The sequence below is a fragment of the Chromobacterium alkanivorans genome (genome assembly GCF_016937655.1).
GTDB classification, from domain to species: domain Bacteria; phylum Pseudomonadota; class Gammaproteobacteria; order Burkholderiales; family Chromobacteriaceae; genus Chromobacterium; species Chromobacterium alkanivorans.
The window spans coordinates 1-26926 of sequence record NZ_JAFHKL010000012.1 but is presented as its reverse complement, the minus strand read 5'-3'; the positions used below and the strand labels follow the sequence as shown (position 1 = coordinate 26926).

Below are 26926 nucleotides of genomic sequence, written 5' to 3'. Positions count from 1 at the left end.
AAGTCAACCTCCCAGTCTGAAATCCTTCCGGCGCGCGTCGCCCATTTCCAGATTGCCACGCTCAGAGCTTTATAGAGGATCCATGGACTTGCTTCATTCGTTTATCAATGCCGCCAATGATGTGATTTGGGGCAAGGTGCTGATCGGCCTGTTGTTGGCCGTCGGCTTGTATTTCTCGCTGCGTTCCGGCCTGCTGCAACTGCGGCTGTTCGCGCGCGGCTGGCGCGAAATGATGGGCGGCCGCGGCGGCCATCGCAGCAAGGACGACATCTCGCCGTTCCAGGCCTTCGCCACCGGCCTGGCCAGCCGGGTGGGCACCGGCAATATCGCCGGCGTGGCCATCGCCATCGCCGCCGGCGGTCCCGGCGCGGTGTTCTGGATGTGGCTGACCGCGATGCTGGGCATGGCCAGCGCCTTCGCCGAATCGACGCTGGCGCAGCTGTTCAAGACCAATCACCATGACGACACCTTCCGCGGCGGTCCGGCCTATTACATCCAGAAGGGCCTGGGGCAACGCTGGCTGGGCGTGATCTTCGCACTGTGCCTGATCCTGGCCTTCGGCCTGGTGTTCAACGCGGTGCAGGCCAACTCCATCGTGGCGGCCACCGAGGGCGCCTGGGGCTGGAACCGCTATATGGTGGGCATCGCCCTGGTGGCGATGACCGCGCCCATCATTTTCGGCGGCGTGCGCTCGGTGGCGCGGGTGGCCGAGTGGCTGGTGCCGGTGATGGCTGCCATCTATCTGCTGATGACCTTCTACGTGTTGGCGGCGCATGCGGCCGAGCTGCCGGGTCTGATCGTGCTGATCGTCAAGAGCGCCTTCGGCCTGGAGCAGGCGGCGGGCGGCTTCGCCGGCTACGCGGTGAGCCAGGCGATGATGCTGGGCATCAAGCGCGGCCTGTTCTCCAACGAGGCCGGCATGGGTTCCGCCCCCAACGCGGCGGCGACGGCGACTTCGCGCCACCCGGCGAGCCAGGGCGCGATCCAGATGTTCGGCGTCTTCATCGACACCATGGTGATCTGCACCGCCACCGCCGCCATCATTCTGTTGTCCGGCGTGTACGACCAAGGCTTGAGCGGCGTGGCGCTGACGCAGAAGGCGATCGAATCGCAGTTCGGCCCGATCGGCGCGTCCTTCCTGGCGGTGGCGATGTTCTTGTTCGCCTTTTCCACCATCATCGGCAATTACGCTTACGCCGAGGGCAACGTCGAATTCATCCGCAGCAACAAGGGAATCTTGCTGGCCTTCCGCCTGATCGTGCTGGCGATGGTGATGTTCGGCGCGGTGGCCAGCCTGCCGCTGGTGTGGGACATGGCCGACTTCGCCATGGGCCTGATGGCCTTGATCAATCTGGTGGCCATCGTGCTGCTGTCGCGTTACTTCTTCATCGTGCTGAAAGACTACGAGCGTCAGCTGAAGCGGGGCGAGTCCACGCCGGTGTTCAAGGTGGCGGATTACCCGGAACTGGCGGCCAAGGTGGAAAAAGACATCTGGTAAGCCGAGGTCCGGCACCGACAACAAACAGCCCGCGTCCAGACGCGGGCTGTTTTGCTGCGGGGCGGGCTCAAATGGTCTTGGAGTAGCGCGCCTGGGTGCGGCGCTCGCGCAGGTGCTTATCGAAGATCATCGCGATATTGCGGATCAGGAAGCGTCCTCTCGGCTCCACCATGATGAAGTCGCCGTCGAAGGACAGCAGGCCCAGTTGCTGGAACTCGCGAATCTGCGGCAGCTCCTCGGCGAAATATTCGGCGAAGTTGATGCCGTGAATCTCTTCCAGCGCTTCCACCGACAGCGAGAAGCGGCACATCAGGCCCTGGATGATGCTGCGGCGCAGGATGTCGTCGTTGTCCAGCGTCAGCCCGCGCAGCACCGGCAGGTGGCCGCTGTCCAGCGCCGCGTAGTAGCCGTCCAGGTCCTTGGCGCTTTGGCTGTAACAGGGGCCGACCTTGCCGATGGAGGACACGCCCAGGCCTATCATGTCGCAGTCGGCATGGGTGGAGTAGCCCTGGAAGTTGCGTTGCAGCCTGCCCTGGCGCAAGGCGGCGGCCAGTTCGTCGTCAGGCTTGGCGAAGTGGTCCATGCCGATGAACACGTAGCCGGCGTCGGCCAGGCGCTGCACCGAGTCCTGCAGGATGTCCAGCTTGGTTTCCGGCGACGGCAGCTCCGCCTCGTTGATGCGGCGTTGCGGCATGAACACGGTGGGCAGATGGGCGTAGTTGTACAAGGCCAGCCGGTCCGGTCCGATGGCGATCACCTTGTCCAGCGTGCGGCGCACCGATTCGCGAGTCTGCAAGGGCAGGCCGTAGATCAGATCGACGCTGACGGACTTGAAGCCGGCGTCGCGCGCGGCCTGGATCACCTCCAGCGTTTCCTCCTCGGACTGCACCCGATTCACCGCCCGCTGCACCTCCGGTTCGAAATCCTGGATGCCGACGCTGATGCGGTTGAAGCCGAGCGCGGCCAGTTTGAAGATTGTCTCCGCGCTGACTTTGCGCGGGTCTATTTCTATGGAATACTCCCCCTCCTTCAAGAACTCGAAATGAGTCTTGAGCAAGGTCATCAATCGTTCCAGTTGCGCGTCGGACAGGAAAGTCGGCGTGCCGCCGCCGAAATGCAGCTGTATCACTTGCTCGCGGCGGCCTAGACAGGAGGCGACCATCCGGACTTCCTTTTCCAGGTAGTCCAGGTACAAATCGGCTTTGCCGCTGTCCTTGGTGATGATTTTGTTGCAACCGCAGTAGTAGCAGATAGTGTTGCAAAATGGTATATGAGCGTACAATGATAAAGGTTTCCGGTTGGCGCCGATGCTGCGCTGCCGTAGCCAGTGGATGTAGTCTCTTTCGGCAAAACCCGGCGTAAAGCGATCCGCTGTCGGGTATGACGTATATCTAGGACCTGTCCCGTCGAGGCGCTCGATCAGAGCGCGGTCGAATTCAAAATGGGCAGGAGAAAATGGGTGGGTGGTCTTCATGTCGTATTTGGATGGCAAAACCTCTGGTGGACTGGTAAATTTGCGGAAATCCTGCGAATTTCGCTTTGATAAGGGTCAAGCTTCGTCGCAAGCTTGTACTAAACATGCCATGTCCGATCAGAACCATATCTCTTTGCATAACCTGAAGGTCTCCTGCTCCAACTGCAGCCTGAAGGAACTCTGTCTGCCTGTGGGGCTCAACCGCGAGGAGCTGACCCAGCTCGACGCGGTGATCCGCCAAAGCCGCCGTCTGAAGCGCGGCGAGTATCTGTTCCGCAGCGGCGAGGGCTTCCGCTCGCTGTTCGCGGTGCGCACCGGCTTCTTCAAGACCAGCGTCGCCAGCCAGGACGGCCGCGAGCAGGTCACCGGCTTCCACATGTCCGGCGAACTGATGGGCCTGGACGGCATTTCCGCCAATGTGCACGGTTGCGACGCCATCGCGCTGGAGGACAGCGAGGTGTGCGAACTGCCGTTCAGCCGCATGGAGAGCCTCGGCCGCGAAATTCCCACCCTGCAGCACCATTTTTACCGGTTGATGAGCCGCGAGATCGTTCGCGATCAGAATGTAATGTTGCTATTGGGCAACATGAAGGCGGAAGAACGGCTGGCCGCCTTCCTGCTGAATCTGTCGCAGCGTCTGTCCACTCGCGGCTTCGCCGCCAACGATTTCATCCTGCGCATGAGCCGCGAGGAAATCGGCAGCTTCCTGGGCCTGAAACTGGAAACCGTCAGCCGCACGCTGTCCAAGTTCCAGCAGCAAGGCTGGATCACCGTCGATCACAAGCACATCCAGCTGGTGATGGTGGACGAGTTGAAGGCGCTGATTTCCGGCTGCGCCCACGCCAACGGGCATTGAGCGCGCAGCGCCGTATTGCTAAAGGCAGGCCATGGGCCTGCCTTTTTTCATGGGCTCGGGCTGCCGGCGATTTGCTGCAATAGCCGCGACAGGGGCGCTTCCTGCGGCCAGCCGGGCGGCACGGCGAAGCCGCGCGCCACTTCATGCCAGCAGCCGTCGGCGCCGGCTTGCAGTTCGGCCAGCAATTGCGGCGCCGCGGCCTGTTCCAGCTGCGCGCGCAATGCCGCCGCGGTGTGGGTCTGTTCGAAGCCAAGCCGCGCCGGCGCCAGCCAGCTGAGCCGGGGCAGCCAGGCCCAGCGCGAGTCCGCGTTCAGCGCCGGCCAGTCGCCGCGCAGCGGCCAGTATTGCCCGTACAGCGGCCGGGCGCCGGGCGGCGCTTGCGGCGAGGTGTCCCGGGCGTGGAACAGCCAGCCGCTGAGTCGGGCGCCGACCGCGCAGCCGTCGAAGCCCGCCGGCAGCATCGCTTGCGCCGCCGGGTGGCGGGACAGGCGCAGCTGGGTCTGCAGCTTGCGGGCTTTCAGCGCCCAGGCGTCGCGCAGGCTGGGGCCGGTCAGGGTGTCGGCGCTGCGGCCCAGTTGCAGGTAGAACTTGCTGGCGGCTTCCAGATGCAGCGGCTGGCCGTCCAGGCGCAGCAGGAAGTCGAACTCGCCCACGGTGCGGCCGTCCGCGTCGCGCACCGGCAGATTGCTGGCGACCAGTTCGATGTGCGGCGCCAGGCGGAACCAGAACGACAGCAGTCGCTCGGCGTAATGACCCAGGCGGCGGGTGGGCTGGCGCGCCAGCCAGTGCTGCAGCTCGGCGGGATCGGCGTCCAGCGCTTGCAGCAGCGCCGGGCCGTCGGCCCCCAGCAACCGTTGCGGCGGGATGTCGGCGCCGCTGAGCCAAGGGGAGGGCGCGGAGAGCAGAAAAGCCAGATCGCGCACCGCCGGGTGCGCGTAGGGCAGGGGGAACGGCGGCTTATTCGCCATCCCGCTCGGGCGCGTCGCGGCGGACTTCGCCGTCGGCGGCGCGCTGCACCTGTTTGAGGAAGCCGCGCAGAATGTCGATCTCCTCGCGCAGCAGGCCGGCGCGGTTGAACAGGGTGCGCATCCGGCGCATCATGCGCTCGCTGTTGCGGCGGCGGAAGTAGCCTATCTTGTCCATGGTCTGTTCCAGGTGGCCGCAGAAGCCCTCCACCTCGCCCAGCGCCGCCGCGTCGCTGTCGGCGCGCAGGTAGTCGACGTCCACACCGGTGTGGCTGAACAGCTCGTAGGTCATCACCTGCACCGCCATCGCCAGGTTCAGCGAGAAGTAGTCCGGGTTGCCGGGGATGGTGACCAGGCGGTTGCACTGCTCGACTTCTTCGATGGACAGGCCGAAGGTCTCGTTGCCGAACACCAGGGCCACCTGTTCGCCGGCCTGGGCGCGGGCGACCAGTTCCGGCGTGGTCTGGCGCGGGGTGGACAAGGGGGTGGTCAGTTCGCGGCGGCGGCTGGTCAGCGCGCAGGCGATGGTGACGTCTTGCAGCGCCTCGGCCAGGCTGGACACCACGGTGGCCTGCTCCAGGAGATCCACCGCGCCGGAGGCCAGCGTATTGGCTTCGTCGCTGGGAAACACTTTGGGTTCAACCAGATACAAGCGGCTCAGGCCCATGGTCTTCATCGCCCTGGCGGCGGAGCCGATATTGCCCGGATGGTTGGGGCGAGCCAACACCACGCGAATGTTTTTCAGAAAATCAGGTACTTGGGGTTTATTCATCAGCAGTTTCACATTAAAATAGCCGGCTTATCGAAAAGCCCGCGCGCCGTTTTGCGCGCAAGGCCAGCGCTTGCCGGATGGGCAGGCATGCCGCCTTGCCCGATTGCGCCGGGTTTTTCTTGTTCCTTAACCCAGATTGTTACTAGCAGGCGTCGCGTCATGTGGCGGACGTCTGTCATGGTTGAAAGTGTAGAGGCCGTCAATGCATCCGATGCTCAATGTCGCGGTGAAAGCCGCTCGCCGCGCCGGCAGTGTCATCCAGCGCGCGTCGCTGAATCTCGACGCGGTGCGCGTAGAGCGCAAGAAACACAATGACTTCGTGACCGAAGTGGACCGCGCCGCGGAAGAGTCCATCATCGCTTCCATTCTGGAAGCTTATCCCAAGCACGCGATTCTAGCAGAAGAGTCCGGCGCGAAAGGCATCGGTTCGTCGGAATACGAGTGGATCATCGATCCCATCGACGGCACTACCAACTTCCTGCACGGCCACCCGCAGTACGCGATCTCCATCGCGCTGGCGCACAAGGGCCAGGTGCAGCAAGCCGTGGTCTTCGACCCCAACCGCAACGATCTGTTCACCGCCTCGCGCGGCGTCGGCGCCTTCCTCAACGATCGCCGCATCCGCGTGTCCAAACGCTTCATGATGAATGAGTGCGTAATTGCCACCGGCTTCCCGGTGTCCGACCAAAGCTATATCGACCAATACCTGGGCATGCTCAAGGACGTGCTGGCCAAGACCGCCGGCGTGCGCCGCGAAGGCGCGGCCTCGCTGGACCTGTGCAATGTGGCCTGCGGCCGCGTGGAAGGCTTCTGGGAGCTGAACCTCAAGCCCTGGGACATCGCCGCGGGCAGCCTGATCGTGCAGGAAGCGGGCGGCATCGTCACCGATCTGTCCGGCGAGCAGGGCTGGCTGGAGTCCGGCGACATCGTCGCCGCCAATCCGAAAGTGCTGGCGCAGCTGTTGCACACGCTGGCGCCGCATCTCGGCAAATAAGCGCCGCCAGAGGGTTTTAGCGGTTAAGCGCATCACGGCGTCCTTTGGGACGCCGTTTTGGTTTGGAGCGTGATATGAAGCAGTTTTTGGGTTCGGTCGCTCTGGTGGTGGCGGATTACGACGAGGCCATCGCCTGGTATGTGGACAAGCTGGGCTTTGTCCTGCTGGAGGATGAGCATCAGGGCGAGGGCAAGCGCTGGGTGCGCGTGGCGCCGCCGGGGGCGAGCGAGTGCGCGTTGCTGCTGGCCAAGGCGAGCAATGCGCGGCAGCAGGCGGCGGTGGGCGCGCAAACCGGCGGCCGCGTCGGCTTCTTCCTGCATACCGACGATTTCTGGCGCGATTACCGCCGCATGGCGGCGGCGGGGGTCAGCTTCAGCGAGCAGCCGCGCGAGGAGGAATACGGCAGCGTGGTGGTGTTCGAGGATTTGTACGGCAACCGTTGGGATTTGCTGCAGCTGAAATCCGGCGCCTAGCCGCCGGCAGGGCCCCGTTAACAACAAAGAGCCGCGCATTGCGCGGCTCTTTGTTGTTAACGTCGCCAAAAACCGCCGGCTCGTCGTCGGCAGCGGCTTGCGGCCGCGGCGGATAGGCGTCCGCTTCGTTCCAATCCAGATCCCAATCCAGATCCAGTTCGGCCAGCATGGCCTGGCGTCCGGCCTGGCGCTGTCCGGAGCGGCTTCGTCCGTGGGCCCCGCCCTTTTTCATGATGGGCGCGCAAGCGTGCGGATTGCGCGGTTTGATCGTGTGCATGGAATGCTCCTGTGCGTGAAGCCCGCTGCCGACAGCGGGCGGAAAACGGCGGCGCGGACGCCGCCGGGTAAATCAGTTGTGCACCATCAGGCTGGCCACCTTGGTGGTGATGATGTCCACCGCCGGATCATTGGCGCCGTGCGGCAGGATCACGTCGGCGAAGCGCTTGGTCGGCTCGATGAACTGGTTGTGCATCGGCCGTACCGTGGTCAGGTATTGCTCGATCACGCTGTCGGTGGTGCGGCCGCGCTCGGTGATGTCGCGCTTGAGGCGGCGGATGAAGCGCACGTCGGAATCGGTGTCGACGAAGATCTTCAAGGACATCATGTCGCGCAGCGCGGCGTCGTACAGCGGGAACAGGCCTTCGATGACGATGACCGGCGCCGGCTGCACGGTGATGGTTTCCTCGGCGCGGGTGTGGTTGGCGAAGTCGTAGACCGGCATTTCGATGGCGCGGCCGTTGCGCAGATCGTCGATGTGTTCGATCAGCAGCGGCCAGTCGAAGGCTTGCGGGTGGTCGTAGTTGGTGGCCAGCCGTTGTTCGAAGGTCAGATGGCTCTGATCGCGGTAGTAATAGTCTTGAATGATCACTGCCGCCATCTCGGAGCCAATGGTTTCCAGCACTTGATTGGTCACCGTGGTTTTACCGCTGCCGCTGCCGCCTGCAACGCCGATGATGAACGGGGTGGTCATGAAACTATCCTTCTACGCGTAAAAATGATAAAAAAACGCGCCATTCTAATGAGTTATGGCGCGTCCTTCCACTCTAATTGCGACATCGGACGCTATTAGACGCGCTGACCTTCCGCCTGGGCGGCGCCGTACCACTCCCGCATCGCCGGCAAAGCCAGCAGACGGTCGACGTAAGCCTGCGACTGTTCCGGCAATTTGACGTTGTAAGTGTGGAAGCGGGTGGCGATGGGCGCGAAGAAGGCGTCGGCGATGCTGAAGCCGCCGAAGATGAACTCGCCGTCCGCCTGGTGGCGCGGCAAATGCTCTTCCCACAGCGAGATGATGCGGGCGATGTCGAACTCCACCGCCGGCGTGCTCTGGTAATTGATGTGGCGCAGCGTCAGATTCATCGCCAGGTGTTCGCGCAGCGCGGAGAAGCCGGAGTGGATCTCGGCGACGATGGAGCGGGCGACGGCGCGCAGTCCGGCGTCGTCCGGCCACAGCTTGGCGGCGGGGAAGCACTCGGCCAGGTATTCGCAGATCGCCAGCGAATCCCAGATCCGCAGCTTGCGGTCTATCAGCACCGGCACCTTGCCGGCCGGGTTGGCGGCCAGGATGCGGGCCTTGGTGTCGGACAGGTAGAGATCGATCTGCTGCTCTTCAAACGGCTCGTCCAGCATTTTCAGCACCAGCCAAGGGCGCAGGGACCAGGAGGAGTAGTTTTTATTGCCGATGATGAGGGTAAACATCAGGGAGCTCCGTTTCGAAAGAGGAGGCTGCCGGCGGGCTGTCGCAGCCTTTGTCCGATGATACCGCCATCGTCCCGGTTTTTCCTATGCGGCGGCCGCGGGTTTTTGGTGTCGGGCGGCAAAAAGGCCGCGTCAGGGGACGCGGCCTTGCCGAAACAGGGGAGCGGGAGGCTTACTCCAGCTCGTCGATCCAGGCTTGCTGGATCGCCTCCAGCACGCGTTCGCCGCCGCGGCTGTGGTCGTCGTCGAAACCCGGCAGCTCGACCACCCAGTTGTGCAGATCAACGAAGCGCACGGTCTTGGGGTCGATTTCCGGGTGGGTTTCCGCCAGTTCGATGGCGATGTCCAGCACGTCGGTCCATTTCATCTTGTGTTTCTCCCTGAGCCTGATTTGTTGTTTCTTTGAGCTTGATTTCTCTTATCGAGCGGCGGCGCCGCGAAGCCTAGCCGCAGACAGTGCTATAGCACGGCAAGGCGACGGCGACAAAGGCGGCGCGCTTGATTAAGAGAAACTCAGTGGTGTTCGCGGGCGTGGTTGATCGTGTACCGAGGGATGTCTATCACCAAATCCTCATCGGCGACAATCGCCTGGCAGGACAGCCGGGACTGGGCTTCCAGCCCCCAGGCCTTGTCCAGCAGGTCTTCCTCCAGCTCGTCGGCCTCGTTCAGGGAGTCGCCGCCTTCGCGGACGATGCAATGGCAGGTTGTGCAGGCACAGGACATCTCGCAGGCGTGCTCGATCTCGATGTCGTGATCCAGCAACACCTGGCAGATGTTCTGGCCCGGTTCGGCGTTGTCGATGACCACGCCTTCCGGGCAGAGGTCGGCGTGGGGCAGTACGATGATTCGCGGCATTGGCGGATCCTTACAAATCGGAAATGTTGTGGCCTTTGAGCGCGCGCCGGATATTGCGGTCCATGCGGCGCGAGGCGAATTCTTCGGTGGCGCGGTTGAGGCGGCCGGTGGCCTCGTTGACCTCGCGGGCCACCTGGGCCGCGGCGATGGCCGCGTCCACGGCGGCCAGCGCCTCGTCCACCGCGGCGCGCTCGTCGGCGTCCAGCAGGTCGCCGTCGCTGGCGAGCGCGACGCGACAGGCTTCGCTGAGGCTGGTGGCGTCGACGACGGCTTCGCGCAGCTTGCGCGCCTCGATGTCTTCATGCACGTGGGTCATCGACTCGGTCAGCATGCGGCTGATTTCCTCGTCGCTGAGGCCGTAGGAGGGCTTGACCTCGATGCGCGCCTCCACGCCGCTGGTCTGTTCGCGGGCGGAGACTTCCAGCAGGCCGTCGGCGTCCACCTGAAAGGTGATGCGGATGCGCGCCGCGCCGGCCACCATGGGCGGAATGCCGCTCAAGGTGAACTTGGCCAGCGAGCGGCAATCGGCCACCAGTTCGCGCTCGCCCTGCAGCACGTGGATGGACATTGCGGTCTGGCCGTCCTTGAAGGTGGTGAAGTCCTGGGCGCGCGCCACCGGGATGGTGCTGTTGCGCGGAATGATCTTCTCGGTCAGGCCGCCCATGGTTTCGATGCCCAGCGACAGCGGGATCACGTCCAGCAGCAGCCACTCGTCGTCGCCCTTGTTGCCGGCCAGCACATTGGCCTGGATGGCCGCGCCCAAGGCGACGACCTTGTCCGGGTCCAGATTGGTCAGCGGCTCCTGGCGGAAGAAGTCGCCGACAGCTTTTTGCACCTGCGGCATGCGGGTGGCGCCGCCCACCATCACCACGCCCTTGACCTCGTCCGCCGAGATGCCGGCGTCGCGCAGCGCCTTGCGCACCGGCAGCAGGGTCTTGTCCACCAGGTTCTTGGTGATGCCGCGGAAGGTGTCCTGATCCAGCGTCAAATTCAGGGCCTGGCCGTCGGACAGCAGCGTGGTGATCTGGGTCTCCGCGTGCTCGGTCAGCGCTTCCTTGGCTTCGCGGGCGCGGGTCAGCAGCAGCCGGGTGTCCTGGGCGCCAAGCCCTGACAGGCCGGCCTGCTCCAGCATCCAGCAGTAGACGCGGTGGTCGAAGTCGTCGCCGCCCAGCGCGGAGTCGCCGCTGGTGGCCAGCACTTCGAACACGCCGCGGCTGAGTTTGAGAATGGAAACGTCGAAGGTGCCGCCGCCCAGGTCGTATACGACGTATATGCCTTCGCTGCCGTTGTCCAGGCCATAGGCGATGGCGGCGGCGGTGGGTTCGTTCAGCAGGCGCAGCACGTTCAGGCCGGCCAGGCGCGCGGCGTCCTTGGTGGCCTGGCGCTGGGCGTCGTCGAAATAGGCCGGCACCGTGATCACCGCGCCGGTCAGTTCTCCGCCCAGGCTGGTTTCGGCGCGCAGCTTCAGGGTGCGCAGAATGTCGGCGGAGATTTCCACCGGGCTCTTGATGCCGCCGCGGGTCACCAGCTGCAGCATGCCGGGCGCGTCGACGAAGCGGTAAGGCAGATTGCGTACGTCAGGCAGATCCGCCAGACCGCGGCCCATGAAGCGCTTCACCGAGACGATGGTGTTGTGCGGGTCCTTGTTCTGCTCTTTCTGGGCTTCGTAGCCGACGCTGACGTCGCCTTCGTCGGCGTAGCGCACCACCGAGGGCAGCAGGCTGCGGCCGTGCTCGTCCTTGAGCACGGCGGCGGAGCCGCTGCGCACCGAGGCCACCAGCGAGTTGGTGGTGCCTAGATCGATGCCGATCGCCAAGCGGTGTTGGTGAGGGGCGGCGGAAAGGCCGGGTTCGGCGATTTGCAGTAAGGCCATATTCAGTTCAAATCAGTTCGAGGTAAGCCGCCTGCTGCGGCGGAAGCGGACACGGAGGGCGGGGCCGGGGCGCGGTCCCCACGACGGGGAAGGGCCGGCGGCCGAGGGCTCAGTCGAGCAAAGCCTCGATGGCATCGCCGATTTCCTGGTCCAGTTTTTCCAAAAACCGCAATTTTCGCACCAGAAGCGCGGCGGCGTCCAAGTCGGCGCGCTGATCCAGCGCCTGTTCCAACTCCGCTTGATGCGCGCGGCTCTCGTCCCGCAGCTGGCGCGACAGCGCCTCCAGGCGGTCGAGTTCGCGGTCGGCGCGGGCGTCTTCTATGCTCTCGCGCCATTCCATCTGCGCCATCAGGAAGGCGGCCGGCATCTGGGTGTTGGTGTCTTCCTGGGTGTCGACGCCGGCGAGCGTCAGCAGGTAGCGGGCGCGGTTCAGCGGCGACTTCAGCGTTTGATAGGCTTCGTTGACCCGGGTGGCCTGCATCAGCGCGCTGCGTTTTTCGGCGTCGGAGCTGCTGGCGTAGCGGTCGGGATGGACCTGGGCCGCGGCGGTGCGCCAGGCGTGCTCCAGCGCTTGGCCGTCGATGGCGAAGCGGCGCGGCAGATTGAACAGGGAGAAGAAGTCTTGGCTGAAATCGGTGCTCATAGGGACGGGGCCGGAAAACCTAGCGTACAGTTGGACGACGGGCGGGCGGCGCCGGGGCGCGCCCGCCTGCCGGGGTCAGACGTTGAAGCTTTCGCCGCAGCCGCACTCGTTCTTGACGTTGGGGTTGTTGAACTGAAACCCCTCGTTCAAGCCTTCCTTGGCGTAATCCAGTTCGGTGCCGTCGATGTAGGCCAGGCTTTTGGCATCGGTGAACACGGTGACGCCATGGCTTTCAAAGGTCACGTCCTCGTCGCTGGCCACGTCGACGAACTCCAGCTTGTAGGCCATGCCGGAGCAGCCGGAGGTTCTGACGCCCAGACGAATGCCCAAGCCCTTGCCGCGCTTGGCGATGAAGGCGCTGACGTGAGCCGCGGCGCGTTCGGAAAGGGTGATAGCCATGATATGTCCCCGCTGATTATTTGCCGTGCTTTTGCTTGTAGTCGTTGACCGCGGCCTTGATCGCGTCTTCGGCCAGGATGGAGCAGTGGATTTTCACCGGCGGCAAGGCCAGTTCTTCGGCGATGGCGGTGTTCTTGATTTCCAGCGCTTCGTCCAGCGATTTGCCCTTGACCCATTCGGTCACCAGGGAGGAGGAGGCGATGGCGGAGCCGCAGCCGTAAGTCTTGAACTTGGCGTCCTGAATCACGCCGTCCTCGCCCACCTTGATTTGCAGCTTCATCACATCGCCACAGGCCGGCGCGCCCACCATGCCGGTGCCCACGCTGTCGTCGCCTTTTTCGAAAGAGCCCACGTTGCGCGGGTTTTCGTAGTGATCCATTACCTTGTCGCTGTATGCCATGATTGTCTCCTTCAGCGCCGCGCCGGTCGGGCCGGCTCGGCGCTGGATATTGCTGTCGCCCTTAGTGGGCGGCCCATTGAACCGAATTCAGATCCACGCCGTCCTTGAACATTTCCCACAACGGAGACAGTTCGCGCAGCTTGCCGATCTTTTGGTTTAGCAGATTCACCGCGAAGTCGATTTCCTCCTCGGTGGTGAAGCGGCCCAGCGTGAAGCGGATCGAGCTGTGGGCCATTTCGTCGTTGCGGCCCAGCGCGCGCAGCACGTAGGACGGTTCCAGCGAGGCCGAGGTACAAGCCGAGCCGCTGGACACGGCCAGCTCCTTGATCGCCATGATCAGGCTTTCGCCTTCGACGAAGTTGAAGCTGACGTTGAGGTTGTGCGGCACGCGTTGGTCGATGTCGCCGTTGATGTAGACCTCTTCCATGTTCTTGATGCCGTTCCACAGCCGGTCGCGCAGCATGCGGATGCGCTCGCGCTCGCTGTCCATCTCTTCGCGGGCGATGCGGAAGGCTTCGCCCATGCCGACGATCTGGTGGGTGGCCAGGGTGCCGGAGCGGAAGCCGCGCTCATGGCCGCCGCCGTGCATCTGCGCTTCCAGGCGCACGCGCGGCTTGCGACGCACGTACAGCGCGCCGATGCCCTTGGGGCCGTACACCTTGTGAGCGGACAGGCTGAGCAGGTCCACTTTCTGCTTTTCCATGTCGATGACCACTTTGCCCGGGGCCTGGGTGGCGTCGACGTGGAAGATCACGCCGTTGGCGCGGCAGATCTCGCCCAGCTGCTCGATGTCCTGAATCACGCCGATTTCGTTGTTGACGAACATCACCGAGGCGACGATGGTGTCCGGACGAATGGCGGCCTTGAATTCTTCGATGTCCAGCAGGCCATCGTCCTTCACGCCCAGATAGGTCACTTCGAAGCCCTGGCGCTCCAGCTCGCGCATGGTGTCCAGCACCGCCTTGTGTTCGGTCTTGACCGTGATCAGGTGCTTGCCCTTGCTCTTGTAGAAGTGGGCGGCGCCCTTGATCGCCAGGTTGTCGGACTCGGTGGCGCCGGAGGTCCAGACGATTTCCTTGGAGTCGGCGTTGATCAGCTTGGCCACTTCAGCGCGCGCGTTCTCCACCGCTTCCTCCGCGTCCCAGCCGAAGCTGTGGCTGCGCGAAGCCGGGTTGCCGAACTTTTCGTAAAGATAGGGAATCATCTTGTCGGCAACGCGCGGGTCTACCGGCGTGGTGGCCGAGTAGTCGAGGTAGATCGGAAGCTTGAGCTGGCTCATTTATATTCTCCACAGAAGATGGGTCCGCGCCTCACAGGGCGCCGGAGGCGGCAGAAGCGTGAACCACGCTGCATTCGCGCTTATCCTGCAATACAGTGTTTTCCTTGGTCTTTTGCTGCTCAACCAGACTGGCGAGGCTGACCTTGGACAGGTAGTCGAAAATGGTGACGTTCAGATTGGTCCACAAATCGTGGGTCATGCAGCGCTGATTGCCGCGACAGTTCTCGCGGCCGCCGCACTGGGTGGCGTCCACCGGTTCGTCCACGGCGGTGATGATGTCCGCCACGGAAATGTCTATCGGGGCCTTGGCCAGGGTGTAGCCGCCGCCGGGGCCGCGCACGCTGTCCACCAGTTCGGCGCGCCGCAGCTTGCCGAAGAGTTGTTCCAGGTAGGAGAGCGAGATGCCTTGGCGCTCGCTGATGCCGGCCAGCGTGACCGGGCCGCCGCTCTCGCGCAACGCCAGATCCAGCATCGCGGTGACGGCAAAACGGCCTTTGGTGGTTAAACGCATGTCTCTGGTCTCCAAGAGTGGGTATTTGGAGGAGGATGAATTCCTGATGCAGACGATTATACCTAATATCCGACTGTTTTAGTCAACTATTATCGGCGGAGGCAAGAGGATGCGGCTGCGCAAAGCCGATCATTTTACTCGGTTTTTAAGCGTAGGGGTAGTTTTGCCGACGGCGCCGGCCCCGCGGCAAGAGCGTCCGCGCGCGCGGCGTCGGGGGCGGGGAGGGCCGCGGGCCGCGCCAGGGCGGCGTTTGCGGTTTTATTACTTTCAGATGAAGGGCTTGGTGTAGAATCCGGCGACGGATAAGGATCGTCCGCGGACGGGCCGAGACGGGGCGGGCATTTCCGCCCTGGCGGCGCAGCGAGGACTGTCGTCGCCGCAACAAAAATCTACACTTACCCGGGTCACGGGGGGCTAAAAGGACAATTCATGCACAAGGTCGTCATTAGCGGAACCGGCTTGTTCACGCCGCCGCACGCGGTCAGCAACCAGGAACTGGTCGCGGCTTTCAATGCCTTTGTACACGCTCACAATCAGCAGCACGCGGACCGGATCGCCGCCGGAGAGATGGAGCCGCTGGCCGAGTCCAGTTCCGAGTTCATCGAAAAGGCTTCCGGCATCAAGCAGCGTTTCCTGATGGACAAGAGCGGAGTGCTGGATCCGGCCAGGATGGCGCCGCGCTTGCCGGAACGCGGCAACGACGAGCTGTCGATTCAGGCCGAAATGGCGGTGTCCGCCGCGCGCCAGGCGCTGGAACGCGCCGGCCGCAGCGCGGCGGACATCGATATGGTCATCGTCGCCTGCTCCAATATGCAGCGCCCGTATCCGGCGGTGTCCATCGAGGTGCAGCAGGCCTTGGGCATCCAGGGCTACGCCTTCGACATGAACGTGGCTTGCTCGTCCGCCACCTTCGGCATTCAGACCGCGGTCAACGCCGTCGCCTGCGGCCAGGCGCGCGCGGTGCTGATGGTGAACCCGGAAATCTGTTCCGCCCACCTGAATTTCCGCGACCGCGACAGCCACTTCATCTTTGGCGACGCCTGCACCGCGGTGGTGCTGGAGCGGGCCGAGGCGGCGAGCTCGGCGCAGCGCTACGAGGTGCTGGGCAGCAAGCTGGCCACGGTGTTCTCCAACAATATCCGCAACAACTTCGGTTTTCTCAATCGTTGCGACGAGGCGGGAATCGGCCAGGCGGACAAGCTCTTCGTGCAGCAGGGCCGCAAGGTGTTCAAGGAAGTCTGCCCGATGGTGGGCGATCACATCGCCGCGCATCTGGAGAGCCTGGGCATCGCGCCGGCCGAAGTGGCGCGCTTCTGGCTGCACCAGGCCAATCTGGCGATGAACCAGCTGATCTCCCGGCGCGTGTTGGGCCGCGAGGCCGGCGACCAGGAGGCGCCGGTGATTCTGGACCGTTACGCCAACACCAGTTCCGCCGGGTCCGTGATTGCATTCCATCTGCATTCCGATGACTTGCGTAGCGGGGATGTTGGCGTCATTTCATCTTTCGGCGCGGGCTATTCGGTGGGCAGCGTTGTGCTGAGGAAAATCTGATAAGCCGGAAAAAATAGTCCTAGCGCGAAGGGCCCTTGGCAGAAAAAAGCAGAGGACGCTTGTCAAAAGCGTCCTCTCTGCATAATGTATCCCCCCATGGCGGGCTTGGATCCCGCTGACAAGAAAGACCGATGAGTCTGTACAAGGGAAAGGAAATAAGATGCAAACTGTCAAGAAAGCGCTGCTGGCAGCCGGCCTGATCGCCGGGACCGCGATGGCCGCCCAGGCCGCCGGCACCCTGGTGTACTGCTCTGAAGGCAGCCCGGCCGGCTTCGACCCCGGCCAATACACCACCGGCACCGATTTCGACGCTTCCGCCGAAACCGTATTCAACCGCCTGGTGCAATTCCAGCGCGGCGGCACCAAGGTGGTGCCGGCGTTGGCTGAGAAGTGGGACGTGGCCGCCGACGGCCTGAGCTACACCTTCCACCTGCGCAAGGGCGTGAAGTTCCAGACCACCGACTACTTCAAGCCGACCCGCGAATTCAACGCCGACGACGTGGTGTTCACCTTCAGCCGCATGGTCGACAAGAACCACCCGTTCCGCAAGGCGTATCCGACCGAGTTCCCGTACTTCACCGACATGGGCCTGGACACCAATATCGTCAAGGTGGAGAAGATCGACGCCAACACCGTCAAGTTCACCTTGAAGAGCCTGGACGCGGCCTTCTTGCAGAACCTGGCGATGAGCTTCGCCTCGGTGCAGTCTGCCGAGTACGCGGACAAGCTGCTCAAGGCCGGCAAGCCGCAGCTGATCAATCAGCAGCCGGTGGGCACCGGCCCGTTCATCTTCAAGCGCTATCAGAAAGACGCGCAGATCCGCTTCGCCGCCAACAAGGAATACTGGAACAAGGCCGACGGCCCGAAAGTGGACAACCTGGTGTTCGCCATCACCACCGACGCCTCGGTGCGCTATCAGAAGCTGAAGGCCGGCGAGTGCCAGATCACCGTCAACCCGCGTCCGACCGACCTGGCCGCGATGAAGGCCGATCCCAAGCTGTCGGTGACCGCGCAGCCGGGCTTCAACCTGGGCTACCTGGCCTACAACGTCAAGCACAAGCCGCTGGAGAAGTTGGAAGTGCGTCAGGCGCTGGACATGGCGATCAACAAGAAAGCCATCATCGACGCGGTGTACCAGGGCGCCGGCCAGCCGGCCACCAACCCGATGCCGCCGACCCAGTGGTCGTACAACAAGAGCCTGAAAGACGCGCCTTACGACGCGGCCAAGGCCAAGGCCTTGCTGGCCAAGGCCGGCTATCCCAACGGCTTCGAACTGAGCCTGTGGGCGATGCCGGTGCAGCGTCCGTACAACCCCAACGCCAAACTGATGGCGGAAATGGTGCAGTCCGACTGGGCCAAGATCGGCGTCAAGGCCAAGATCACCTCCTACGAGTGGGGCGAGTACATCAAGCGCGCCAAGGCCGGCGAGCATGACTCCATGCTGATCGGCTGGACCGGCGACAACGGCGACCCGGACAACTGGCTGGGCGTGCTGTTCGGTTGCGACGCGATGAACGGCAACAACTTCTCCAAGTGGTGCTACAAGCCGTTCGAAGACCTGATCCAGAAGGGCAAGCGCACCGCCAACGTGGCCGAGCGCACCAAGCTCTATATGAAGGCTCAGGAGATCGTCAAACAGCAAGTGCCGATGACCACCATCGCCCACTCCACCGTCAATCAGCCGATGCTGAAATCGGTGCAGGGCTTCAAGGTCAGCCCCTTCGGCCTGAACTCCTTCTACGGCGTCAGCGTCAAGTAAGCCTGAATCCAATAAAAACAAATCGGCACCGGGGGTCTGGCTCCCGGGGCTTTGACTAAAAAGAGCTGACGAAATCCCGGGTACGGACGGGTTTCCTCGCCGCGCGATCGCCGCCGGCGCGGACTCGCCCAGGACGCGGCGCGGGGTTTTGTCGGCTACTCTAAGCCTTGGGTTTCCAGCCGCACGCAGAGGCGGCGGGCCCAATGGCGGCGGAACGTCTACTGGGTGGTTTTCAGAGGGTAGTCAGTCACAGCGTGGAGAGGCTGTGCGTCCGGCTTGACCTGGGTCAAGCTTGTCTGCGGCGAGGGGTGCTATCTTGCACTTGCCGTAGCGGTGGCGCAGCTGATGTGGGTGGGTGGTTCAGTTGCATGCCATCGCTCCGGCGCTCTTCTTGCTGTTTTCCTAGCTTCTTCTCCGTTCTATTCCGGTAACGTCTCCCCAAAACGCATTAGAGCCGTCGCTCGCCGTTTGCCATGCAAGGCGTCGTCGCTCTGGGTCTCTAGTTGAGTATTGCGCCCAGTCGCCCAGCGGGGCCGGCGCAAGGGAGAAGTTCTCATGTTTTCCTTTATTCTGCGAAGGTTGGGCTTATTGGTGCCAACCTTCTTCGGCATCACGCTGCTGACCTTCGGCCTGATCCGCATGATTCCGGGCGACCCGGTGGAAGTGATGGTGGGCGAGCGCGCGCTTGATCCGCAAATGCACGCCGAAGCCTTGCATCGCCTGGGTCTGGACAAGCCGTTGTACGCTCAGTACTTCGACTACGTGCTCAATCTGCTCCACGGCGACCTGGGCGAGTCCCTGGTTACCAAGACCGGGGTCTGGACCGAGTTCAAGACCCTGTTCCCCGCCACGCTGGAGCTGGCGGTTTCCGCCTTGATCTTCGCCACCGTGCTGGGCCTGCTGGCCGGCGTCATCGCCGCCATCAAGCGCGGCTCGCTGTTCGATCACGGCGTGATGGGCATTTCGCTGACCGGTTTCTCCATGCCCATCTTCTGGTGGGGCCTGATCCTGATCATGTTCTTCTCGGTCAAGCTGGGCTGGACCCCGGTGTCCGGCCGCGTCGATCTGACCTTCGACATCGCGCCGCACACCGGCTTCATGCTGATCGATTCCTGGATGGCGGAAGCCGCCGATCCGGAAGTGAACGCCGGCGCCTTCAAGAACGCGCTGATGCATCTGATCCTGCCGGCCATCGTGCTGGGCACCATTCCGCTGGCGGTGATCGCGCGGATGACGCGCTCGTCGATGCTGGAAGTGCTGCGCGAGGACTATGTGCGCACCGCGCGCGCCAAGGGCTTGTCGCCGGTGCGGGTGATCTTCATCCACACCCTGCGCAACGCGCTGATCCCGGTGCTGACCGTGATCGGCCTGCAAGTGGGCACGCTGATGGGCGGCGCGGTGCTGACCGAAACCATCTTCTCCTGGCCGGGCATAGGCAAATGGCTGATCGACGCCATCAGCCGCCGCGACTATCCGGTGGTGCAGAACGGCATCCTGATGGTGGCGACGCTGGTGATCGTCACCAACTTCATCGTCGACATCCTGTACGGCATCGCCAATCCGCGCATCCGTCACGCCAAGTAACAGCCAGTAGGTGGACTTATGACTCAGACTACGCAAGTCAACGCCGGCCCGGACCTGGCGCTGACCTATCCCTCGCCGCTGAAGGAATTCTGGCAGGGCTTTTCCCACAACAAGGGCGCGGTGGCCGGCCTGATCTTCATGCTGATCGTCACCTCCTGTGCGCTGCTGGCGCCGCTGGTGGCGCCCTATAGCCCGATCGAGCAATACCGCGACCATCTGCTGACCCCGCCGGCCTGGGTGGACGGCGGTTCGATGCAGTTCCTGTTCGGCACCGACGAACTGGGCCGCGACATCCTGTCTCGCTTGATCCACGGCGCGCGGCTGTCCTTGTTCATCGGCCTGTGCTCGGTGCTGATGGCCTTGCTGCCGGGCGTGGTGCTCGGCCTGTTGGCCGCCTTCTTTCCCAAGGCGCTCGGCGGCGCGATCATGCGGCTGATGGACATCATGATGGCCTTGCCCTCGCTGCTGTTGGCGGTGGCCATCATGGCCATCCTCGGGCCCGGCCTGGTCAACGCGATGATCGCCATCGCCACCGTGTCCTTGCCCGCCTACGTGCGGCTGACCCGCGCGTCGGCGATGACCGAACTGAACCGCGACTACGTCACCGCCTCGCGCGTGGCCGGCGCCGGCCTGCCGCGGCTGATGTTCGTCACCGTGCTGCCCAACTGCATGGCGCCGCTGATCGTGCACGCGACGATGAGCTTCTCCTCGGCCATCCTGGAAATCGCCGCGCTGGGCTTTCTCGGCCTGGGCGTGCAGCCGCCGACCCCGGAGTGGGGCACCATGCTGGCCTCGGCCCGCGATTACATTGAAAGCGCCTGGTGGGTGGTGACGCTGCCCGGCCTGACCATTTTGTTGTCGGTGCTCGCCATCAATTTGATGGGCGACGGCCTGCGCGACGCGCTGGACCCGAAACTGAAGCGCGCGGCGTGAGGGGATGGAAATGAGTTTGCTGCAAATCAAGAACCTCTCGGTGGAGTTCGGTTCGGAAAAGAATCCCTTCCGCGCGGTGGAAGGGCTGGACCTGACGGTGAATCAGGGCGAGATCGTCGGCATCGTCGGCGAATCCGGTTCCGGCAAGTCGGTGACCATGATGGCGATGATGGGGCTGCTGGAAGGCCAGGGCCGCATCGTGGCCGACGAACTGAGCTTCGACGGCAAGAACCTGCTGACCATCTCCGCGCGCGAACGCCGCAAGATCGTCGGCAAGGACATCGCGATGATCTTCCAGGACCCGATGACCTCGCTGAACCCCAGCTACACCGTCGGCTACCAGATCATGGAAGTGCTGAAGCTGCATCAGGGCCTGCGCGGAGCGGCGCTGAAGCGGCGCGCGCTGGAATTGATGGAACTGGTGGAGATCCCGGCGCCGGCCTCGAGACTGAACGCCTACCCGCACCAGCTGTCCGGCGGCATGAGCCAGCGCGTGGTGATCGCGATGGCCATCGCCTGTAGCCCCAAGCTCCTGATCGCCGACGAGCCGACCACGGCTCTGGACGTGACCATACAGGCCCAGATCATGGAACTGCTGGTCAGCCTGCAGAAAAGCCAGAACATGGCGCTGATCATGATCACCCACGATCTGGCGGTGGTGGCCGAGGTGGCGCACCGGCTGGCGGTGATGTACGCCGGCCAGGTGGCGGAAATGGGCGCGGTGCCCGGAGTGTTCAACCATCCGACCCATCCGTACACCGAAGCGCTGTTGTCGTCGATTCCGGAACACAGCAAAGGCGCGCATCGCCTGAACACCTTGCCCGGCATCGTGCCGGGGCAGTACGACCGCCCCAGCGGCTGCCTGTTGTCGCCGCGTTGTCCCTATGTCAAGGACAACTGCCGGACCCAGCGTCCGGGCCTGACCCCGGTGGAGGGCGGCGCCGTGCGCTGCCACTACCCGTTGCTGGACAAGGAGGCGAAATGAGCACCGTATTGCAAGCGCGGGATCTGACCCGCTACTACGACGTGTCGCAGGGCTTCCTCAAGCCCTCGGCGCAGGTCAAGGCGCTCAACGGCGTCTCTTTCGAACTGCAGGCCGGCAAGACGCTGGCGGTGGTGGGCGAGTCCGGCTGCGGCAAGAGCACGCTGGCGCGGCAGCTGACGCTGATCGAAGCGCCGACCTCCGGCTCGCTGCTGCTGGACGGCCAGGACGCGGCCCAGGCCGGCAAGGCCGAATTGAAAGCGATGCGCACCAAGGTGCAGATGGTGTTCCAGAACCCCTATGCCTCGCTGAACCCGCGTCAGAAAATCGGCAGCCAGCTGGCCGAGCCCCTGCAGATCAATACCTCGCTGAGCTCCAAGGAGCGCGAAGACAAGGTGCGCGGCATGATGCAGCGGGTCGGCCTGCGGCCGGAACACTTCTTCCGCTATCCGCACATGTTCTCCGGCGGACAGCGTCAGCGCATCGCCATCGCCCGCGCAATGATGCTGAACCCCAAGATCGTGGTGGCGGACGAGCCCACCTCGGCGCTGGACGTGTCGATTCAGGCGCAGGTGCTCAATCTGTTCATGGATTTGCAGGACGAGTTCAAGACCGCCTATGTGTTCATCTCCCATAATCTGTCGGTGGTCGAGCATGTGGCCGACGATCTGATGGTGATGTATCTGGGGCGGGCGGTGGAAGTGGGGGAAAAGAACCGCGTCTACGAGCGGCCGCTGCACCCTTACACCCAGGCCTTGTTGTCGGCGACGCCGTCCATCCATCCGGAGCAGCGCCGCATCAAGATCAAGATCGAGGGCGAATTGCCCAGCCCCTTGAAGCCGCCGTCCGGCTGCGCCTTCCACAAGCGCTGCCCGCACGCGAACCAGCGGTGCGCGGAGGAGGTGCCTGAGTTGCGCGAGCTGGACCAGCGCATGATCGCCTGCCATCGCGCCGAAGACATCAACGTCTGAGCGCGTATTGTTCTATCGTCAGCGGGGCCGCCATGCGCGGCCCGCTTTTTTTTGGCGGCGCATTGCCGATAATGAGTGAAATGGACAGATTCTGCCGCGGATAGTCCAGGTGGAAGCGAAACATTTTGCGCAATGCACAAAAATTGCTTTACCCGCCCCCAACGACCACGATACATTCGCCATGGCACACACAGTCAAAGGAAAACGAGAATTGAAGCGAGCCGTGTACGCGGGCAGCTTCGACCCGGTGACCAACGGTCACCTATGGATGATTCGCGAAGCGGTGGAACTGTTTGACGAATTGATCGTAGCGGTCGGAGTGAACCCGGAAAAACACTGTACCTTCAGTGTCGAAGAACGAGTGGCTTTGCTGCGCGACGTCACCGGCGGCTTCAGCAAGCTGCGGGTGGATGTGTTCGAGAACCAGTTTCTGGTCAACTACGCGCAAAGCATAGGCGCCAACTACATCATCCGCGGCATCCGCACCGCCAGCGATTACGAATACGAGCGCACCATGCGCTACATCAATTCCGATCTGCATCCGGACATCACCACTATCTTCCTGCTGCCGCCGCGCGAATACGCCGAAGTGTCGTCGACGATGGTCAAGGGCCTGGTGGGGCCGCGCGGCTGGGAAAGCGTGATCCGCCAATACCTGCCGGAGCCGGTCTACCGCAAGCTGATCGAGATGTATTCGTCCGAATAGCCGCGGCTGTAATAGAATTGGACATCCGTTCGCGCGCCGCCTGCAGTCAGCGGCGCGTTTGTTTTGTGTTTTGCCTATCGCCAATATCGAGGACTCATGCTGGACGTCAGCCCATTCGCCAATCGCCTGGCCAAGAATTTCAAGCACCAAGCCAAATGGGCGCGTCGCCAAGGCCTGGACGCCTGGCGCGTTTACGACAAGGACGTGCCGCAGTTCCCGTTCGCGGTGGACATGTACGGCGAGCGCGTCCATCTGCAGGAGTACGACACCGGTTGGGAGATGGAGGACGACGCCTACCGCGACTGGATCAACGCGGTGGTGGACAGCCTGTGCGCTGTGACCGGCGTCGCCCCCGCCGCGGTGACGCTGAAGAACCGTCGCCGGCAGAAGGGCGTCAGCCAGTACGAGAAAGCGGGGCAGTCGGGCGACGACTTCGTCATCAACGAGTTCGGCCAGCGCTTCATCGTCAATCTGGACGCCTATCTGGACACCGGCCTGTTCCTCGATCACCGCAACACCCGCAAGCGGGTGCGGGAGGAGGCGGCCGGCAAGCGCTTCCTCAATCTGTTCGCCTACACCGGCAGCTTCACCGTCTACGCCGCCTGCGGCGGCGCGATCAGCTCCGAGACCGTGGACATGTCCAATACCTATCAGGACTGGTCGCGCCGCAATTTCGAGCTGAACGGTCTGGATCTCGGCAAGCACCAGCTGGTGCGCGCCGACGTGTTCCAGTATCTGGAAGAGGCGGTGGACGCGGGCAAGCAGTTCGACCTGATCGTGATGGACCCGCCCACCTTCTCCAACTCCAAGAAGATGCGCGACATCCTGGACGTGCAGCGCGACCACGTCTGGCTGATCGACTACGCGATGGCGTTGCTGGCGCCGGGCGGCACCCTGTACTTCTCCAATAATCTGCGCAGCTTCACGCTGGACGAGAGACTGGCCGACGATTACCAGATCCGCGACATCAGCGCGCAATCGGTGCCGGAAGACTTCCGCAACCGCGCCATCCATCAGTGTTGGCAGATCCGCCGCGGCTAGCGGTCTGCGTCTTCTATATAAGGCTTCGGTTAATTAGAGGCCGAACTTTATCGCCGGGTTTCCTATCGTATTGCATGGCGCGACAACATTCCGACAGCTGCTAGTCTGAATCAAGCGCGCCTTCGCTCATCAAACAATAGGAGACTCGATGATCCAACTCGATTTCTACGGCACCCTGGTGGCCGCGTCGCTGGTTTTGCTGCTCGGGCGCAAACTGGTGGCGCATGTCGGCGCGCTGCGCACCTACAACATCCCCGAGCCGGTGGTCGGCGGCCTGCTGATCGCCGCCTTGCTGCTGCTGTTCCGCCAAATCACCGGCAGCGAAGTCCGCTTCGACGCCTCGCTGCAAACCCCGCTGATGCTGGCCTTCTTCGCCTCCATCGGCCTCAACGCCAATTTGAAAAGCCTGCGCCAGGGCGGCAAGACCGTCGGCGTCTTCCTGGCGGTGGTAGTCGGCCTGCTGCTGGTGCAGAACACCTTGGGCATCGCCCTGGCCAGCCTGCTGGGCCTGGATCCGCTGATGGGCCTGCTGGCGGGCTCCATCACCTTGTCCGGCGGCCACGGCACCGGCGCCGCCTGGGGCGGCACCTTCGCCTCCAAATACGGCCTGGCCTCGGCGTCGGAACTGGCGCTGGCTTGCGCCACCTTCGGCCTGGTGCTGGGCGGCCTGATCGGCGGCCCGGTGGCGCGCTTCCTGGTCAAGAAAGTCAAGACTCCCGGCGCCGAGCACAACGCCGACGATCCGCCGCTGGCCTTTGAACAGCCGGACGCCCAGCGTCTGATCACGCCGCACTCCTTCATCGAGACGCTGGCGCTGATCGCCGTCTGCCTGCTGGGCGGCACCTTCCTCGGCGGCCTGCTCAAAGGCACGCCGCTGGAGCTGCCCACCTTCGTCTGCGTGCTGTTCGTCGGCGTGCTGATCAGCAACGGTTTGGCGGCCTTGGGCTGGTATCAAATCTTCGAGCGCGAAGTGTCGGTGCTGGGCAACGTCAGCCTGTCGCTGTTCCTGGCGCTGGCTTTGATGTCCTTGCGCTTGTGGGACCTGGCCGCGCTGGCGCTGCCCATCTTCGTGCTGCTGCTGGCCCAGACCGCGGCGATGGCGATGTACGCGATCTTCATCACCTTCCGGGTGATGGGGCGCAATTACGACGCGGCGGTGCTGGCCGCCGGCCACTGCGGCTTCGGCCTGGGCGCCACGCCCACCGCCATCGCCAATATGCAGGCGGTGACCGAACGCTTCGGCCCCTCGCATCTGGCCTTCCTGGTCGTGCCCATGGTCGGCGCCTTCTTCATCGACATCGTCAACGCCATTGTGATCAAGCTCTACCTCGCGCTGCCCTTCATCGGCTAAGCCTCGCGGCGACGGCGGCTATCGCCTGGATTGATAAATTCAACCAGGCGACAGTCTTGCAATGCCGTGGCCGCGTACCTATCTTTGCTGCAACAGCCCGCCGTTGGCGGGCGCTTCAGACAGCGAAAGACATCCACATGGCTTACCTCAACCTCAACGCCGACAACTTCAACACCCATATGAAAGAGGAAGGCTTGGTCATCCTCGATTTCTGGGCACCGTGGTGCGGCCCGTGCAAGATGTTCGGCCCCACGTTCGAAGCCGCGTCGGAAAAGCACGCCGACATCGTGTTCGGCAAGATCAACACCGAAGACGAGCGCGACCTGGCCGCCCACTTCAATATCCGTTCCATTCCCACCTTGATCGCCATCAAGGACGGCATCATGGTGTTCAACCAGGCCGGCGCGATGATGGCGGCTCAGTTCGAGCAACTGATCCAGGGCCTGCGTGAACTGGACATGGACAAGGTGCGCGCCGACATCGCCAGCCAGCAGGAATGACAGCAGACGCCGACGCATGGCGGTCGAGACAATAGATAAGGCAATGCTTTGAGCGTTGCCTTATCATTTTGTCTGGCATCAATAGACGGCGCAGCGGAGGAGAGGCGAATGAAACGATGGGGCGCAATGCTGATTTTTTGCGGCCAGGCGGCGATGGCGGCCTGCCCGGCTTTGTTGAACTACACCGTGCCGGGCTTGATGGGCGGTCAGATCAATCTATGTCAATACGCGGATCGACCGCTGCTGGTGGTCAACACCGCCAGCCATTGCGGCTTCACGCCGCAGTTCAAGCAACTGCAATCGTTGTACCAGACTTACGGACAACGCGGTCTGATGGTGGTCGGCTTCCCCAGCAACGACTTCTTTCAGGAACTGGACAGCGATAAAGAGATCGGCGCGTTCTGCGAGGCCAATTACGGGGTGACTTTCCCTATGGCGGGAAAAGGGCATGTGCGCGGCGCTGACGCACAACCGTTCTTCAAGGCCTTGATCAAGGCCACCGACGACGCGCCGGTATGGAACTTCCACAAGTATCTGATCCTGCCGGGGGCGAGCAAGGTCGTCAGCATAGGCACGCGCACCAAGCCGGACGATCCGGAAGTGGTCAACGCCTTCCTGCCTTATCTAAAGCCGGCGGAGAGCGTGAAAAACTAGAAGATTTGCGCGCATCCCGCTGCGGGCCGGCGTTTCGCCGGCCCGTTTTTCATGGTTTCGCGGGGCGGGTAGCGGGTGCGGGCAAATACCCCGTCCGGATATCCTCTGCCGCATCAATGGCTTGCCCGGCCTGGCCCGCTTTTGTTGAGGTTTTTGTCGCAAAAGGTGTTGACGGGTGTGGGGTCGTGACGTATAGTTCGCCTC

28 protein-coding genes are annotated in these 26926 nt (G+C 63.3%); 15 read left to right on the top strand and 13 right to left on the bottom strand.

What is annotated here, in order from left to right; genetic code table 11:
* Nucleotides 1–82 precede the first annotated feature (82 nt).
* The gene (locus tag JW897_RS19265) at nt 83–1498 is read left to right on the top strand and encodes an alanine/glycine:cation symporter family protein (RefSeq protein ID WP_205467306.1); all 1416 of its coding nucleotides are present in this window, start codon (nt 83–85) and stop codon (nt 1496–1498) included.
* 67 nt (nt 1499–1565) lie between these two features.
* On the opposite strand, the gene hemN is transcribed toward JW897_RS19265, so the two are convergent.
* The gene (gene hemN / locus JW897_RS19260) at nt 1566–2972 is read right to left on the bottom strand and encodes an oxygen-independent coproporphyrinogen III oxidase (RefSeq protein WP_205467305.1); all 1407 of its coding nucleotides are present in this window, start codon (nt 2970–2972) and stop codon (nt 1566–1568) included.
* A 109-nt stretch (nt 2973–3081) separates the two neighbouring features.
* Between hemN and fnr the strand changes: the two genes are divergently transcribed.
* Entirely contained in the window at nt 3082–3828 is a 747-nt protein-coding gene (gene fnr / locus JW897_RS19255; protein WP_043590811.1) for a fumarate/nitrate reduction transcriptional regulator Fnr, read from the top strand.
* Between the two features lie 47 nt (nt 3829–3875).
* Here the strand turns inward: fnr and JW897_RS19250 are convergent, their stop codons facing one another.
* Together JW897_RS19250 and JW897_RS19245 are read right to left on the bottom strand one after the other, a co-directional pair.
* Nucleotides 3876–4796 carry a DUF1853 family protein gene (locus JW897_RS19250; RefSeq protein WP_043590813.1) on the bottom strand — a complete coding sequence of 307 codons (921 nt, stop codon included), beginning with the start codon at nt 4794–4796 and terminating at the stop codon, nt 3876–3878.
* Nucleotides 4786–5565: an RNA methyltransferase gene (locus tag JW897_RS19245; protein WP_043590815.1), complete on the bottom strand. Its 780-nt coding sequence runs from the start codon at nt 5563–5565 to the stop codon at nt 4786–4788. The genes JW897_RS19250 and JW897_RS19245 overlap by 11 nt, the downstream gene beginning before the upstream one ends.
* Nucleotides 5566–5767: 202 nt before the next feature.
* Here JW897_RS19245 and JW897_RS19240 point away from each other — a divergent pair, with 202 nt between their 5' ends.
* Together JW897_RS19240 and JW897_RS19235 are read left to right on the top strand one after the other, a co-directional pair.
* A complete protein-coding gene (locus JW897_RS19240) occupies nt 5768–6559 on the top strand; it encodes an inositol monophosphatase family protein (RefSeq protein WP_043590817.1) in 792 nt (263 codons plus the stop codon).
* Nucleotides 6560–6633: 74 nt separating this feature from the next.
* Complete coding sequence (locus JW897_RS19235; RefSeq protein ID WP_205467304.1) at nt 6634–7032, top strand: VOC family protein; 399 nt, start codon at nt 6634–6636, stop codon at nt 7030–7032.
* Nucleotides 7033–7381: 349 nt separating this feature from the next.
* Here the strand turns inward: JW897_RS19235 and udk are convergent, their stop codons facing one another.
* The 10 genes from udk to iscR form a co-directional block, all read right to left on the bottom strand.
* Nucleotides 7382–8002: a uridine kinase gene (udk, locus tag JW897_RS19230; protein ID WP_048413454.1), complete on the bottom strand. Its 621-nt coding sequence runs from the start codon at nt 8000–8002 to the stop codon at nt 7382–7384.
* 95 nt (nt 8003–8097) lie between these two features.
* Complete coding sequence (locus tag JW897_RS19225) at nt 8098–8730, bottom strand: glutathione S-transferase family protein (RefSeq protein ID WP_048413455.1); 633 nt, start codon at nt 8728–8730, stop codon at nt 8098–8100.
* A 172-nt stretch (nt 8731–8902) separates the two neighbouring features.
* Nucleotides 8903–9097, bottom strand: coding sequence for a Fe-S cluster assembly protein IscX (iscX, locus tag JW897_RS19220; protein WP_048413456.1), 195 nt, complete (start codon nt 9095–9097; stop codon nt 8903–8905).
* A 146-nt stretch (nt 9098–9243) separates the two neighbouring features.
* On the bottom strand, nt 9244–9585 hold the full coding sequence (gene fdx / locus JW897_RS19215) for an ISC system 2Fe-2S type ferredoxin (RefSeq protein ID WP_048413457.1): 342 nt from the start codon (nt 9583–9585) through the stop codon (nt 9244–9246).
* 10 nt (nt 9586–9595) lie between these two features.
* Nucleotides 9596–11458 carry a Fe-S protein assembly chaperone HscA gene (gene hscA / locus JW897_RS19210; protein WP_048413458.1) on the bottom strand — a complete coding sequence of 621 codons (1863 nt, stop codon included), beginning with the start codon at nt 11456–11458 and terminating at the stop codon, nt 9596–9598.
* A 109-nt stretch (nt 11459–11567) separates the two neighbouring features.
* Nucleotides 11568–12101 carry a Fe-S protein assembly co-chaperone HscB gene (gene hscB / locus JW897_RS19205; protein WP_048413459.1) on the bottom strand — a complete coding sequence of 178 codons (534 nt, stop codon included), beginning with the start codon at nt 12099–12101 and terminating at the stop codon, nt 11568–11570.
* Nucleotides 12102–12176: 75 nt separating this feature from the next.
* Entirely contained in the window at nt 12177–12500 is a 324-nt protein-coding gene (gene iscA, locus JW897_RS19200; RefSeq protein ID WP_048413460.1) for an iron-sulfur cluster assembly protein IscA, read from the bottom strand.
* Between the two features lie 16 nt (nt 12501–12516).
* On the bottom strand, nt 12517–12900 hold the full coding sequence (gene iscU / locus JW897_RS19195) for a Fe-S cluster assembly scaffold IscU (RefSeq protein WP_048413461.1): 384 nt from the start codon (nt 12898–12900) through the stop codon (nt 12517–12519).
* 61 nt (nt 12901–12961) lie between these two features.
* Complete coding sequence (locus JW897_RS19190; protein ID WP_019102782.1) at nt 12962–14179, bottom strand: IscS subfamily cysteine desulfurase; 1218 nt, start codon at nt 14177–14179, stop codon at nt 12962–12964.
* Nucleotides 14180–14210: 31 nt separating this feature from the next.
* Nucleotides 14211–14690 (bottom strand): Fe-S cluster assembly transcriptional regulator IscR, encoded by a 480-nt coding sequence (gene iscR, locus JW897_RS19185; protein WP_019102781.1) that lies wholly within the window; start codon nt 14688–14690, stop codon nt 14211–14213.
* Between the two features lie 429 nt (nt 14691–15119).
* Here iscR and JW897_RS19180 point away from each other — a divergent pair, with 429 nt between their 5' ends.
* From JW897_RS19180 to JW897_RS19130, 11 genes are all read left to right on the top strand, one after another.
* A complete protein-coding gene (locus tag JW897_RS19180; RefSeq protein ID WP_048413462.1) occupies nt 15120–16241 on the top strand; it encodes a beta-ketoacyl-ACP synthase III in 1122 nt (373 codons plus the stop codon).
* 160 nt (nt 16242–16401) lie between these two features.
* On the top strand, nt 16402–18000 hold the full coding sequence (locus tag JW897_RS19175) for an ABC transporter substrate-binding protein (protein WP_048413463.1): 1599 nt from the start codon (nt 16402–16404) through the stop codon (nt 17998–18000).
* A 555-nt stretch (nt 18001–18555) separates the two neighbouring features.
* On the top strand, nt 18556–19584 hold the full coding sequence (locus JW897_RS19170) for an ABC transporter permease subunit (RefSeq protein WP_048413464.1): 1029 nt from the start codon (nt 18556–18558) through the stop codon (nt 19582–19584).
* A gap of 18 nt (nt 19585–19602) precedes the next feature.
* Nucleotides 19603–20517, top strand: coding sequence for an ABC transporter permease subunit (locus JW897_RS19165; protein ID WP_048413465.1), 915 nt, complete (start codon nt 19603–19605; stop codon nt 20515–20517).
* Nucleotides 20518–20527: 10 nt separating this feature from the next.
* Complete coding sequence (locus tag JW897_RS19160; protein WP_048413475.1) at nt 20528–21502, top strand: ABC transporter ATP-binding protein; 975 nt, start codon at nt 20528–20530, stop codon at nt 21500–21502.
* The gene (locus tag JW897_RS19155; RefSeq protein WP_205467303.1) at nt 21499–22470 is read left to right on the top strand and encodes a peptide ABC transporter ATP-binding protein; all 972 of its coding nucleotides are present in this window, start codon (nt 21499–21501) and stop codon (nt 22468–22470) included. Before JW897_RS19160 ends, JW897_RS19155 begins: the two co-directional genes overlap by 4 nt.
* 181 nt (nt 22471–22651) lie before the next feature.
* Nucleotides 22652–23176, top strand: a complete 525-nt coding sequence (gene coaD, locus JW897_RS19150) for a pantetheine-phosphate adenylyltransferase (RefSeq protein ID WP_048413467.1) — start codon at nt 22652–22654, stop codon at nt 23174–23176.
* 96 nt (nt 23177–23272) lie between these two features.
* A complete protein-coding gene (locus JW897_RS19145) occupies nt 23273–24217 on the top strand; it encodes a class I SAM-dependent methyltransferase (protein ID WP_205467302.1) in 945 nt (314 codons plus the stop codon).
* 148 nt (nt 24218–24365) lie between these two features.
* Nucleotides 24366–25568 carry a sodium/glutamate symporter gene (gene gltS, locus JW897_RS19140; RefSeq protein WP_048413469.1) on the top strand — a complete coding sequence of 401 codons (1203 nt, stop codon included), beginning with the start codon at nt 24366–24368 and terminating at the stop codon, nt 25566–25568.
* Nucleotides 25569–25705: 137 nt separating this feature from the next.
* Nucleotides 25706–26068 carry a thioredoxin gene (gene trxA, locus JW897_RS19135; protein WP_048413470.1) on the top strand — a complete coding sequence of 121 codons (363 nt, stop codon included), beginning with the start codon at nt 25706–25708 and terminating at the stop codon, nt 26066–26068.
* 108 nt (nt 26069–26176) lie between these two features.
* The gene (locus JW897_RS19130; RefSeq protein WP_205467301.1) at nt 26177–26722 is read left to right on the top strand and encodes a glutathione peroxidase; all 546 of its coding nucleotides are present in this window, start codon (nt 26177–26179) and stop codon (nt 26720–26722) included.
* The last annotated feature ends 204 nt before the right edge of the window (nt 26723–26926 follow it).